This window comes from Pseudomonas lurida, assembly GCF_002563895.1.
Taxonomy (GTDB): Bacteria; Pseudomonadota; Gammaproteobacteria; order Pseudomonadales; family Pseudomonadaceae; genus Aquipseudomonas; species Aquipseudomonas lurida.
In genome coordinates, this window is the sequence record NZ_PDJB01000001.1 from 1,775,289 (window position 1) to 1,787,640 (window position 12,352).

Annotated in this window: 11 protein-coding genes; 7 read left to right on the top strand and 4 right to left on the bottom strand. The window is 53.6% G+C overall.

The features are described 5' to 3' along the window. Window positions 1-168: 168 nt before the first annotated feature. Window positions 169-1,086, top strand: a complete 918-nt coding sequence (locus ATH90_RS08100; protein ID WP_098466013.1) for a LysR substrate-binding domain-containing protein — start codon at window positions 169-171, stop codon at window positions 1,084-1,086. Window positions 1,087-1,341: 255 nt separating this feature from the next. On the opposite strand, the gene ATH90_RS08105 is transcribed toward ATH90_RS08100, so the two are convergent. Next, the gene (locus tag ATH90_RS08105; protein ID WP_098467653.1) at window positions 1,342-2,499 is read right to left on the bottom strand and encodes an MFS transporter; all 1,158 of its coding nucleotides are present in this window, start codon (window positions 2,497-2,499) and stop codon (window positions 1,342-1,344) included. A gap of 179 nt (window positions 2,500-2,678) precedes the next feature. Beyond that, window positions 2,679-3,605 (bottom strand): alpha/beta hydrolase, encoded by a 927-nt coding sequence (locus ATH90_RS08110; protein ID WP_170041103.1) that lies wholly within the window; start codon window positions 3,603-3,605, stop codon window positions 2,679-2,681. 121 nt (window positions 3,606-3,726) lie between these two features. Here ATH90_RS08110 and ATH90_RS08115 point away from each other — a divergent pair, with 121 nt between their 5' ends. From ATH90_RS08115 to ATH90_RS08140, 5 genes are all read left to right on the top strand, one after another. Then, window positions 3,727-4,665, top strand: a complete 939-nt coding sequence (locus ATH90_RS08115; protein WP_098466014.1) for a LysR family transcriptional regulator — start codon at window positions 3,727-3,729, stop codon at window positions 4,663-4,665. Between the two features lie 654 nt (window positions 4,666-5,319). Beyond that, window positions 5,320-6,090 (top strand): SDR family oxidoreductase, encoded by a 771-nt coding sequence (locus tag ATH90_RS08125; protein ID WP_098466016.1) that lies wholly within the window; start codon window positions 5,320-5,322, stop codon window positions 6,088-6,090. A 74-nt stretch (window positions 6,091-6,164) separates the two neighbouring features. After that, complete coding sequence (locus ATH90_RS08130) at window positions 6,165-7,256, top strand: glycerol dehydrogenase (RefSeq protein WP_240038453.1); 1,092 nt, start codon at window positions 6,165-6,167, stop codon at window positions 7,254-7,256. Between the two features lie 47 nt (window positions 7,257-7,303). Beyond that, on the top strand, window positions 7,304-8,266 hold the full coding sequence (locus ATH90_RS08135; RefSeq protein ID WP_027620510.1) for a cyclase family protein: 963 nt from the start codon (window positions 7,304-7,306) through the stop codon (window positions 8,264-8,266). Window positions 8,267-8,427: 161 nt separating this feature from the next. After that, window positions 8,428-9,444 (top strand): LacI family DNA-binding transcriptional regulator, encoded by a 1,017-nt coding sequence (locus ATH90_RS08140; protein ID WP_098466018.1) that lies wholly within the window; start codon window positions 8,428-8,430, stop codon window positions 9,442-9,444. A gap of 18 nt (window positions 9,445-9,462) precedes the next feature. Here the strand turns inward: ATH90_RS08140 and ATH90_RS08145 are convergent, their stop codons facing one another. Further along, window positions 9,463-10,410: a nuclear transport factor 2 family protein gene (locus ATH90_RS08145; RefSeq protein WP_098466019.1), complete on the bottom strand. Its 948-nt coding sequence runs from the start codon at window positions 10,408-10,410 to the stop codon at window positions 9,463-9,465. Continuing rightward, window positions 10,407-11,411 (bottom strand): LLM class oxidoreductase, encoded by a 1,005-nt coding sequence (locus ATH90_RS08150; RefSeq protein ID WP_098466020.1) that lies wholly within the window; start codon window positions 11,409-11,411, stop codon window positions 10,407-10,409. Before ATH90_RS08150 ends, ATH90_RS08145 begins: the two co-directional genes overlap by 4 nt. A 352-nt stretch (window positions 11,412-11,763) precedes the next feature. Between ATH90_RS08150 and ATH90_RS08155 the strand changes: the two genes are divergently transcribed. Further along, the gene (locus ATH90_RS08155) at window positions 11,764-12,300 is read left to right on the top strand and encodes a 2,4'-dihydroxyacetophenone dioxygenase family protein (RefSeq protein WP_007913179.1); all 537 of its coding nucleotides are present in this window, start codon (window positions 11,764-11,766) and stop codon (window positions 12,298-12,300) included. The last annotated feature ends 52 nt before the right edge of the window (window positions 12,301-12,352 follow it).

Below are 12,352 nucleotides of genomic sequence, written 5' to 3' on the forward strand. Positions count from 1 at the left end.
TTGGTCGATCCAAGCAGAACCGATGGGCTCAGCTTGTTCTCCGAGGGTGTCCTGAGCAATAACGTAAATATCACTCGATGCTGAAAAAAATTCAGCACTCGTCAAGCCGATCACTAGGTGATTGAATAAAAGACAGTCCAATAATCTAAAAAATGTAATGAGGACGCCATGCGCACTGATGCCGACACGCCAATCATCCTTCCACCGCTGAGAGCAATTCAGGCCTTCGAGCAGACGGCTCGCTTCGGAAACGTTGCTAGGGCAGCGGAAGTATTAGATTTAACGCCATCAGCTGTTAGTCATCAGTTGGCCAAGCTTGAGGGGATGATTGGCCGGCAATTATTCGTGCGAGCGGCACGTGGTGTCTCCCTGACTCCGGTGGGGGAGCAGTACCTGAAAGAAGTCTCCGGGATCCTCCACAGCCTTGCAGTGGCAACCGAGCGTGCTGCCAGCGATGTCAGTCTCGACTGTCTTCGGCTGCATTCGTCGCCTAGCTTCGGCCTGCTCTGGCTGATGCCGCGATTGGAGGCGTTTCGCGCGAGTAATCCCGATATTCAGCTCAACCTGTCATGCTCATACGAGTCTTTGCACTTCAGCCGCGACAAGATTGATGTGGATATCCGTCATGGCATGCCCAACTGGCCAAGCTATGAGGTTCGTACAGTACAAAATGAAAAATTCGCCGTCCTGACCTCACCGAAATTGCTTGCGCAACGACCCATCCAGGTTGCTTCGGATTTACTGGATTGTGATTTGGTGTTGTCTGAAGCCACGCTACTCAAGTGGCCCCAATGGTTTGCCCAACATGGTTTAGCTCGACCGGAAAGACCTTACGCGTTGAGCTTTGATCGATCTTACATGTCACTGGAAGCCGCCAGCCACGGGCTTGGATTCGCACTTGAAAGTACGCTGCTCGCACAGAAGTACCTGGCCTCGGGCGCGTTGGTCGAGGTCGCGCCCGAATCACTCAGCGCGCCGGTAGCCGCTCATCATCTTGTGTTCCCAAAAGCGCACTCCAGCTTTGCGCGCGTCAGACGATTTTTAGAGTGGATGGAAAGTGAACTGGGGCATGAATTCGCGTATTGAGTGGCGCGTATAAAACTTAGAGCAGAGAACATGGATCCGCCATCGTTGAGTCCTGGCTGACCGAGTGATTTTGATTTGAGTACAAAAGGGCCCAGGGTGTCTTTTCATTAGTGCGATAGCAGAGCGTTAGTTCCAGCAGTCGGCCCGCTGAACCCGTGAAGCTTGTGTATCGACGCGCCATGTCCCGCATTGGCCAGCACTTACTTAATGCTCATGCACTTTCAAGCATCCGTTTACGGCTCAGCCATTATGCTGTTAGTGGCTGCGTTCGATTTTCCATCGGGTACACAGCGCCAGAGCAATGAAGCATGCGCCAACCCAGCCTATGCAGCTAACGCCCACGCGATCTGCCAGCAACCCAGTGATGACTGCACCAATGCCGATGCCTAGATTTATCATTGATACGTTTATAGCGTTGATCAACTGACCAGCGTTTCCAGCCCTTTTTAGCACGTCTATTCCGATAAGCAGGCTGACACCAGCGTGGCTGCTGGCAACGATGATGACGGCGAGTGGGACAGTCCATGTGAGATTGCTAAACACTGACAGGGCGCACATGCCCACGGCCATGGTCACCAAGACCCGTCTGAACAGTGGCTCAAGATCATCTTTCACGCGTTTGGATAGGATCAAATTGCTCGCAATGTCTGCGACTCCGTAGAGACATAGGATCAGTGTGACGTTCATCTCACCGAAGCCGGTCTCCTTTTCCAGGAAGGTAGCCAAGAAGTTGAATACCGAAGCAACGCCAGCAAACATTAAGCATGAACTGACCAAGGTCATTGAGACGTCAGGCTTGAAGGCTACACGGAGGGTGTCGCGCAGATTTTCTTTCTGCCGCGATTCTTCTGTAGGCCTCACCCAAATCCACACGGTTAGCAAAGCCACACTGCTCAGCGCTGTCATCATCCACATTGCCATCCGCCAATTGGTGGCGTCAGCGATGAGTTTGCCGACTGGGACGCCTACGACCGATGCGATCGAGATTCCTACCAAGACTCTACCAATCGCCATGCTTTCATTGCGGCCTTGCGACAGTGACTTCGCGGCCAAAGCGGCGTTTGTCCAGAAAACAGCAACACCGATTCCTCCTAGTACGCGACCAATGAGGATGATGTAGTAGTCGCTAAAGACTGCGGAAATCCCATTCCCGAGAACAAGTGCCACGCACGCGGCGATGAGCAGGGATCGTTTCGAGGCTCGGTGTGCTAGCACACCAATGATGGGCGCGCTGATGCCCATGCCTAAAGCAAAAGCTGTCACCAGCCCACTCGCCGCGCCAATAGTGATGGCTAGCGATGTTGCAATTTCAGGTAGTAAACCTGCTACGATAAATTCAGAGGAGAGCATTACAAATGCAGTGAAGGTCAGCGCATAGACCCTTGGGTTGATCGTGCTGCGGTCTGGTGTCATCGGAAAAACCATCTTCTGAGTTCAGTGGACACCGCCTGCCAAGAAGGGGCGTTTGGTGAAATTTTTTCGGGTTGTGCAGGGCGCTTACTCAGGCTCTCTGAATAGCCTGATGAAGCTTTTATAGAAGCAGGATGAGCAAAACCGCGACAGCCACAAAGCTATCGCGGTTGTTCTGCGTTTTAGCGGTTAGCGTCGGCCAAGCCAGCCTCGATGAAGCGAACGGAACTCTCCATAGCCTGCTGACCTTCTGGCAGCATGGTGGCGTAGAAGTGCCAGGCGTGGAACATCGCAGGCCATACTTCCAGGTTCACGCGAACTCGGTTATCAGCCAGGTGATTTGCAAGGCGCATTGCATCACTCAACATCAGCTCGTTCTCGCCGATCTGCACCAAGATTGGTGGAAGACCGGTGACGTCCGCGAACACAGGTGAGGCCAGAGGATGATTGGCCAATGTGTCGCCTAGGAAGGCTCTGGCGAGGATGTCCAAGACAGGCTTGGAGTTCAGAGGATCCAGACCTTCACGGTTGCTCATGGAAGCACCGGTGTGTTCAAGGTTCGCCCATGGCGAGATGGACGAACCAACTGCAGGTAGTGGAAGCCCTTTGGATTTCGCAGCCACCATAACGCTGACAACCATCGCGCCGCCAGCCGACTCGCCAGAGAACGCAATTTTGTTAGCCGGGATTTTCTGCTCAAGCAGCCACTCGTAGGCGCGCAATGTGTCGTCAATAGAGGCTGGGAACTTGTGCTCAGGAGCGAGGCGGTAGTCCGGCATGTACACACGAGCACCGAGCATTTTTGCGTAGTTGCCGCCGATACCATGGTAGCCGTCTGGACGTCCTACAATGTAGGCGCCGCCGTGGATGTACATCACGACCGCGTCGGTTTTGATCTCGTCCGGAGTAACCAGTGTGCCGGGTACGCCACCCATGTCGACTGCTTCGAATTTAACGCCAGCTGGCGCTGGATTTTGCGCGAGCATTTTTGCGTAAGAGTCGCGGATGTCGCTCATTTTTGTGGTGGTATCGATTCCCTTAAGAACGGGTACCAGATCGCTAAGGCTATTGGCCCAGGTTTGGACGGCTGCTTGGACTTTAGTGTTCATAATGACCTCAATTGATCGCTGGGAGTGGATTGGCTAATTGAGATACTATGCTTAGTATTGGGGAATAGGGTTCCCCATAACAGGTGCTAAGCCGCCCGAACGTTGAGACCTCCGAGGCCGTATGGAACTCCATAACCTGAATGATATTGCCGCGTTTGTGAGCTCGGTAAACGCTGGAAGCTTCACTGCGGCGGCAAAACAGCTTGGCCTTACGCGCTCTGCAGTAGGGAAGTCGATAGTCAGGCTCGAGGCTCGTTTACAGGTGCGTTTACTGAATCGCACTACGCGCAGTTTAAGCATGACGGATGACGGCCAGGTTCTGTATGAGCGCTGCGTGGGCGTTCTTCAGGATCTGGACGACGTGGAGGATGCCCTTGCGTTTCGTCGTTCGACACCCAGTGGGCGACTGCGGATGAGTCTGCCGGTTGCGCTGGGCAGACTTCATGTCCTTCAGCACATTGAGTGCTGCCTTAAGGATTGGCCCTCGCTGAGCGTGGATATCACCTTTTCTGACAGGCTGGTCGATCTGATCGATGAGGGATTTGATTTGGCCATGCGCATCGGGCCACCGAAGGAAGATTCTCGGTTGTTAACGCGCACTGTGGCCTACCAACAAATGATTACCTGCGCTTCCCCCAAATATTTGGATCAGCATGCCGAGCCTAAAACGCCGGAGGACTTATCCGAGCACCAGTGCCTGCATTTCGTGAGTGGTGGGAGATTGCTTCCTTGGAATTTTCGCGTGAATGGTAGCTCTGTGTCCGTTACTCATGGTGGAAGGCTACAGATGGACAGTGCTGAGTCATTACACCAGTCAGCAGTAGCTGGCTTGGGTATCGCGACTCTTCCTTCCTACGTGGTGAACGACGATTTGAGGAGCGGCAAACTTGTTCAATTGCTCGCTGGCTATGCAGAGGCCGCAGAGCCTATTCGGGTGATCTACCCTAGCAAGCGGCACCTATCTCCAAAAATTCGACTCTTCATCGATAAGCTCGTGGAGGCTTGGTCACCATGCCCACCATGGGAGCAGCATTCTGCGGAAGGCATTCACTCTGCCTGACCCGTGAGCGAGGCGCGCTCGTCTAGTCGATACCTAGCATATGCATCGCGTATTCATCTCACTTGAGCATCGACTCCCAGGCGTGGGCACTGCGCCCGTGTTCCGTGCATCTGCCGAAGGAGCCAGTGCCTCAGAGGCTTAGTGCGCCGGTGTTTTTCACATCCTCAATATGATTGGCGCAGATGCACATGACTGCGTTTCGTAGGAGCTACTGGCGCTCCTTGCGGGGAAGTGACCGTGCAGACAGCTTGACAGCGGTCAAATATCCGAATAAAAATGAAGCGCTTCATAAATATCTCTTTAGAGAATAAATACAAAAAATAGAGTCGTGAAAAGATCATTTGTTTTGTTGGCTTAGGGCCGCAGGCTATGAGAATGAATCGATTCATATTTGCCGTTTTCCTAGGCAAGTCTGGAGATCATAATGGTCACTGCATCATTAGCCTTCGCTCGGTCAACGACGCAGGCTGCCCTCGCCACTCTCTTACCTAAAGTCACAGACCGCTCCGGCACGGGGGCACTGGCTTCGCCACGTAAATCTCCTAAAACCACCCGCCTACATGAGTCCGAAATTTTCAGTCAGCCAGCGCGGCATCGGACGCGTTTGAGCATCACCGCCTCTTGTTTCTGTTTTTTCAGCGCGGGGAATTTGGCATGACGAATTTTCGACATTCAGGACGCACAGTTCTCATTACCGGGGCAGGAGGGGGCATCGGTGCCTCAATTGCCCGGCTGTACTGCGAGGAGGGCGCGCGGGTTGCCTTGGTAGATTTCGACGAGCAGTCAGTTGCCGAGCTTTCCCGGCAACTCAGTGCTGCCGGACATTTGGTGGCTTGGGCTAAAGCTGACGTATCAGATTTCGCTCAATGCAGTCGAGCCTGTCTTAAGCTTAGTGAGCAGCTCGGCCCGATCGACACCTTGATCAACAATGCAGGCGTGTCACCCAAACATCAGGGCGCACCCGCATCGATTTGGGAAATGGATCCTCTGGAATGGGAAAGGGTCGTCGGCATCAACCTCACTGGCTCGTTCAACCTGGTTAGGGCAATCGCGCCGGGAATGGTTGAGCGGGGCTTTGGAAGAATCGTGAACATGTCTTCCGTCGCCGGCAGCGCCTATTTGCCTATTGTCGCGGCGCATTACAGCGCTACTAAAGCCGCGATTATCGGTTTTACCCGTCACCTGGCAGGCGAGCTCGGGCCCTATGGCATTACTGCAAACGCACTGGCTCCGGGACGCATCGAAACGCCGCTTCTTAAAACCGTTTCTGCGCAAGCGAACCAGGCAGTCGTTGATGAGACTCCGTTGGGCCGTCTTGGAACGCCACTTGAGGTAGCTAAAGCAGCATGCTTTTTGACTTCAAACGACAGCGACTTCATCACGGGCCAAGTCGTGGATGTGGCAGGTGGCTGGTTGATGCGCTGATCCAACCGGGCTCGTATTCAACGTAACGATTTATCTCACAGTTTTCAGCAGCGGGTGGTGGCATGGTTCGAACAATGGGTTTTCCTGGCCGATACGAGCAAGGGCCAGGCGCGCTAAAGCAGCTTGGCAGAATCCTTTCGGATATGGGGCAATCGCGCCCTTTGGTCTTATGCGACGAGTTCGTCTCGAGGCATCTGTGGCCTGAGGTAGGGAATGCATTGTCAGAGCATGGCTTCGAGGCGAACAGTATCGTTTTTCCTGGTGAATGCACTAAAGCTGCAATTGCGTCTCTCTGTGAGCGATCAGCTGATTACAGGCCAGACACCATCATCGCTTTGGGCGGGGGTAAGACAATTGACACGGCTAAAGGGATGGCTGCTCAGCTTAACGTCCCCATTGTCGTATGCCCGACCATTGCTTCCAGCGACGCCCCAACCAGCCGTTTGATTGTGCTTTACGACGAAGCGCACAAGGTCGTTGGTGTCGAGTACCTGAACATGAACCCCTCTGCAGTAGTCGTGGACACCGAAGTGATTGTCCGTGCGCCTGCAAGGTTTTTCGCCGCAGGCATCGGCGACGCCATCAGTAAAAAGTTTGAGGCGCAACAATGTCAGTCTGCCGGAGGCAATAACTCATTTGGTACTCCAGCGTTGAACACTGCATTGCTGCTAACAGAGGCTGTGTTTAAGACGCTTATGACCTACGGGTACAGCGCTTACCAAGCAGTAGGCCGGCACGAGGTTAATGATGATGTCGAGCGGGTTGTTGAAGGAACCGTCCTTATCAGTGGCGTTGGGTTTGAGAGTGGCGGCTTGTCGTTAGCCCATGCGCTTGTGCGAGGTCTTACGTCAATTCCTGCGATTACTTCCATGCTGCATGGTGAGCTTGTCGCATTCGGGACGCTGGTGCAGATGTCCGTCGAAGAGCGCCCAGACTCAGAGATCCTAGAGGTCGCACAGCTTCTGAATGATGTGAATCTTCCCGTCACCCTCGACGGCCTTGGCCAGACCTCTGCGTTTACCTCTGAGGAATTGGACATTGTCGTCCAGGCAACACTGGGTGCGGTGTACGCGAAAAATATGGCGCCACCCCTTACGGCTGAACGACTCATCCGAGGACTCGCTCGTGCCGACGAGCTGGGACAACGATTTGAACGTTTCAACTAAACGCTAAATGCAGCACAGCTAATCCAAGAATAAAAGAGGCTCAGAAAATGACAGACAAGACCGTTCCGCATATTCATGACTTGCTCAAAGACTCCCCTAAGAACTGGGGTAAGTGGGGCCCGGATGATGAGGTAGGCTCCCTCAACTACCTTACAGGTATCGAAGTTCTCCAAGGGGTCAAAGAGGTCAAGCAAGGCAAGACATTTACTTTGCAGGTGCGGATGGCAGATCCTGCTGGTGACCCGGTCTGGCCTGGTCGCTCCCAGTCAAAACGCATGAATATCATGGATCGTGGTCACTACAACTGTGGCAAAGGCCCACATTTTCCGGGCTCTTATGAGTTCGCCGACGACGTGATGTTTTTTCATCTTCAAGGGTCAACTCAGTACGACGCCCTTGGGCATGTCTGGTACGACGATCAGATTTGGAATGGCTACAGCGCCGATACCACTATCGGTTCCCTGGCCAAGGCGAGCGTTGCTCCATTGGGTGAAAAAGGCATCGTTGGCCGAGGCATTCTGATCGACATAGCGCGCCACCGTGGTAAAGACGTGCTGGATGCAGGTGAAACGTTCAACCATGAGGATTTAATGGCTGCGGCCCGGGCGCAAGGCGTCTCTATCAACAAGCGCGACATTCTCATCATCCGCACTGGATGGATCGGCTCGTTTTATAAACGCGATCCGGAAGAGTTCTACAAAGACTTTATCGAGCCAGGCCTGACCTACAGCCCTGAGCTGGTGAAGTGGTTTCAGGAGATGGAGATTCCGAACATCGTCACCGACACCATTGCTAACGAAGTCACCGTCGATCCCGTGTCAGGGGTTGCGTTGCCGTTGCACAACGCACTCATGAGGAACTTGGGCATCACTCTCACTGAGATCGCTCAGCTTGATCCTCTCGCTGAGGACTGCGCTGAGGACGGGCAGTGGACGTTCCTCTACACCGCAGCCCCTCTAAAGGTCGTTGGCGGAACTGGAGCTCCTGTGAATCCGATAGTCATTAAATAAGTGTCTTTGCCTGGGGGCAGCAGAAACGCTGTTCTCAGGTTTTTCCCTCCAATTAACGGCTCCCGAACGGCAGGCTGTTGGCTTATCATCCTCTGCGCAAATCGAGGGCGTTCTTCTGATCGTCCTGTCTCCGCGCTACGATCAAGGATGCTGAATCTCCAATGAAAAAAATCGAGAAACCGAAGCTCAAGGATGTGGCTGAATTGGCGGGCGTCTCGATGGGGAGTGCTTCAAGAGCATTGGCTGTCCCGCACTTAGTGAAACCTGCCACGCTGGCCAAAGTACAAGCAGCTGTTCAAGAGCTCGGGTACGTGCGAGACGGGGCCGCGCGTGCTTTGGCATCCAGGCGCACGCACAGCATCGGAGCCGTTTTTCCTACGTTTAATAACCCTGCGTTCGCTGAAGCCGTCCAGGCCCTCCAGTTAAGGCTAACGGAGCTTGGGTATCACTTAATCATTTCTTCCCATGAATACGACCAGGCGCAGGAACTGGTAAACGTAAGGAACATGATTGAGCGGGGCGTTGAAGGCCTACTGTTAGTGGGTACTGAACATAGTCCTGAAATTTATGAAGCACTAACTGCCGCTCAATGCCCATTCATTCTCATGTGGTCGCTAGATGGTGCTCACGACCATCACTGCGTGGGATTCAGCAATGAGGAGGGTGGTCGATTGATAGCCAGGCACTTGCTTAGCCTTGGTCATCAAAGTATCGCCATGATCAGTGGCGTTGTTTCTAACAACGAACGGGCAAAATACCGTCTGAAAGGAATCACCGCTCAGCTACTCGAGTCAGGGATAGAGCTTTCAAGTGAACGGATTATTGAGCAGCCATTCACGATTGAGGGAGGGCGCGCCGGGCTGCGGATTGCTATGGAGCTTAACCCCAAGCCTACGGCCATTGTCTGCAGCACTGACCTCACCTGTATCGGAGCGTTGGCGGAAGCGCGCTCCATTGGGATCGACGTCCCCAAAGAACTATCAGTCAGCGGGTTCGATGATATCGAGTTCGCGGCTGCCTGCGTGCCAGCCCTGACGACCGTCAGGGTGCCGACTTCGAAAATTGGTATCAGCAGCGCCAACAACATCGTTGCGCTGATCGAGGGGCGCCCACTTGCACGCCGCGAGCGCATACAAATCGAACTCGTCGTCCGAGATAGTACGGCGCCACGGCCCTAGAGCGTTTCCAGGAAGGGACTAAGCTCTTGGTGCTTCATTGGCATTGAACCAGCCTGGGCGGTACTCGCTCCAGGTCAGTTGCCAGAATCCTTCATGCTTGCGACGAAGCCGCATCCGATAATGCGCGCCATAAAGAGGCGTGCCATCTTGCGTGTGTGAGTTTCCAGGAATGACTCTGCCGACAATCATTTCCGCTACACCCTTTTCCTCGTCAGATTTGATCTCCAGCACCTCCGCGAAATGCTGCATCCACGGCCAGGGCCTGCGAAATTCTTTGAAGGAGCCGATGATCGCGTGGCGCCCTTCAATAAGGCCCATCGGCTGGAAATCACCATTGGCGTCGTTGGTAAAGCAATGAGCAAGCTGCTGCATGTCAGCCTGATCCAGCGCCCATGAGTAACGAGCGTAGGTTTCAGCAATACACTCCGCACTGGTCACCGAAGCCGTTGAGTTAGGGAAAGCAAGCCATGGCGAATTCAGCTCGCTAACGATTGTGGGGGCTGGATCGCCTATCCTCCATCCGTCGTCACCTGGCGGAAGCTGCCAGTGAATTGCAAGCGAGTAGTCCCCGGTTACCCAATTCAAGGCAATCAGCACGCTGTCGAGGCGCCAGGTGCCTGCTGTCTTTTTCAGAGAGCCCGTGACAGTCATTCCAAATCCGAGTGTGGCCGACTTTGTGGCTTTGCTGATATGGCCATAGGCGTAGAAACTGAAAGTGGCGTCGGTTTCTCCACCTCCCACATAGTGATTAGTTGCCTTCACTGAAAAGCCATCAGCCTTGGCACGGTCTTGCTGGAAAGCTCTGACAATCTTGCGTCCACCCTCATGAGCGGACATGTGGCTTGTCACCAACTGGCAATTGTCAGTGAATATACCCCCAGCAGATTCCCAAGTATTGCTCTGCCAGGCTTGCAGAAAGGTGGCTATAACGCCCTTAATGTCGATGCGATCACTTGAGCCGGTCACTGGGTCACCTGCGAGGCAGGTTGGCCTATGGGAAAGTGTGGCAGGACATACTCAGCCATCTCCTCCAGGACATCAGCGGCTGGTCGCTGCAGAGGTTTGATATTCAGTGCGACGTGTGAAACACCTTCATCCTGTTGCCGTTTCCAGAGCTCCACGAGAGCATTACGCCCGATCCTTATTCCGTTGTAGCCGCGTTCCAGCGGTGTGCTCGGATCCTTCGCCAGATCGAAAAACGTCGCGTAGCCGTATGGTTTTACATTGCCGATCTGACTGGCAGAACGGAACTCGCGGATGAGGCCGGGCAAACGATTGAAGTCGCTCAGATGCCAAATCCAGGCGTCGGCATTATTGGCTATCCACTCAAGCGTCTGACGGGCCCGGCCCACGACAATCATGGGGAGTCGAGGGCCAACTGGCTTGGGTACCATGTCTAGCAAACCTTTCAGATGGCCGAAAAGTTTGGTTGAGACGCTTGGGAAGCTATTTTCAGTGACTGTCTTAATCAGCTCGAAGCCTTCCCGGTATCGTTCTTCTCTCGCTTCGAAATCAATCCCGAATGCTGGATATTCGATCGGGCGATCTCCGCTGGAGAGCCCTAACAAGAATCGTCCACCGGTGAGCTGGTCAACCGACACAGATTGTTTAGCAACGATCAACGGCTCGCGCAGTGGAAGAACGATTCCTGTGGTTCCCAAAGCAATTTTTTTAGTTACGGCTGCCAAATATCCAAGGTAGACGAAGGGGTCGATCATCTGCCCTGTGTCACCAAAGCTCGGGTCATAGAAGGGCACATCTCTCATCCACAGACTTGCGAATCCAGCCTCGTCCGCGATGCGAGCAAGGCGTTGATGATCCTGCAGCGTGGGAAACGGTGAATTCGGATAGCCCTCCAAGGGCATGATGTATCCGAAGGTGAGGCCTTCGGGCTGGAACACTCGCGAATAGGCCGGATGAGCTGCAAGCTCGGGACTGAGCTCAAGGGAAGGGCTGAGAGAAGTCATTGCTAAACCTCATTATTTCAAGCCGATTTCTACTGTGTAAGCGGCTTTCAGATGAACAGGTCTGCATGGTAGTGAAGGTATTGGGGAAAATGTGTCCCCTCTGATGGGGCGCGATCCACTGGTCGCCGCTATCCACTCAATGAAAAATCTTCTGGGTCAATCGCTTGAACTCGTCCGTAGTAGGCGTCTTAGATGTGTCGCGGCCTTCAACGGGATGAGTCTTACGCGCTGTGACGAGTGGTCACAGATGGTGTGAATTTCTGAGTATTCTCCTGTGCGAGAGCATCACCTACTCTCACTCAGCGATTGAAATCCTGGCTCGCTCGCCAGTCACACGTTGAGAGAAATTATAATGAATACGCCCGTTAAACCTGATGAACTTGCCATTCCTTATGCTTTGCCGCAGGTGCCTTTCATGTCTCCAGACATGGTGCATCCAGGCGTTATGACCACTTGGCTCGAAGACGATAATCTCTGGGTGCCTGTCACCAAGTCAGTATCTTTCAAACCACTGCTGCTGAGCGTTAGCGGTGGGTACTACATCAACTTGCTCCGAGTGCGGCAGAGCGGGGTTTTGTCTCGTCACCGCCACTCAGGTGCAGTACATGCGATCGTGTTGAAGGGGCGTTGGTACTACCTGGAACACGATTGGGTTGCTGATGAAGGCTCCTTTGCATTCGAGCCGCCAGGGGAGACGCACACTCTGTTCGTGCCTGAAGATGTCGAAGAAATGATTACTTGGTTCCACGTTCAGGGTGGCTACACTTACGTCGATCCACAGGGGGTCGCGGTTGGCTATGAAGACGTTTTCACCAAACTGGAAGCTGCCCGCAGCCATTACAAAAATTTGGGCTTGCCGGACGATTATATCGAGCAGTTCATTCGCTGATTTGGGTTCAAAAAAGAACGCGCTACGGCGCGTTTTTTTGTGTAGAAAAACA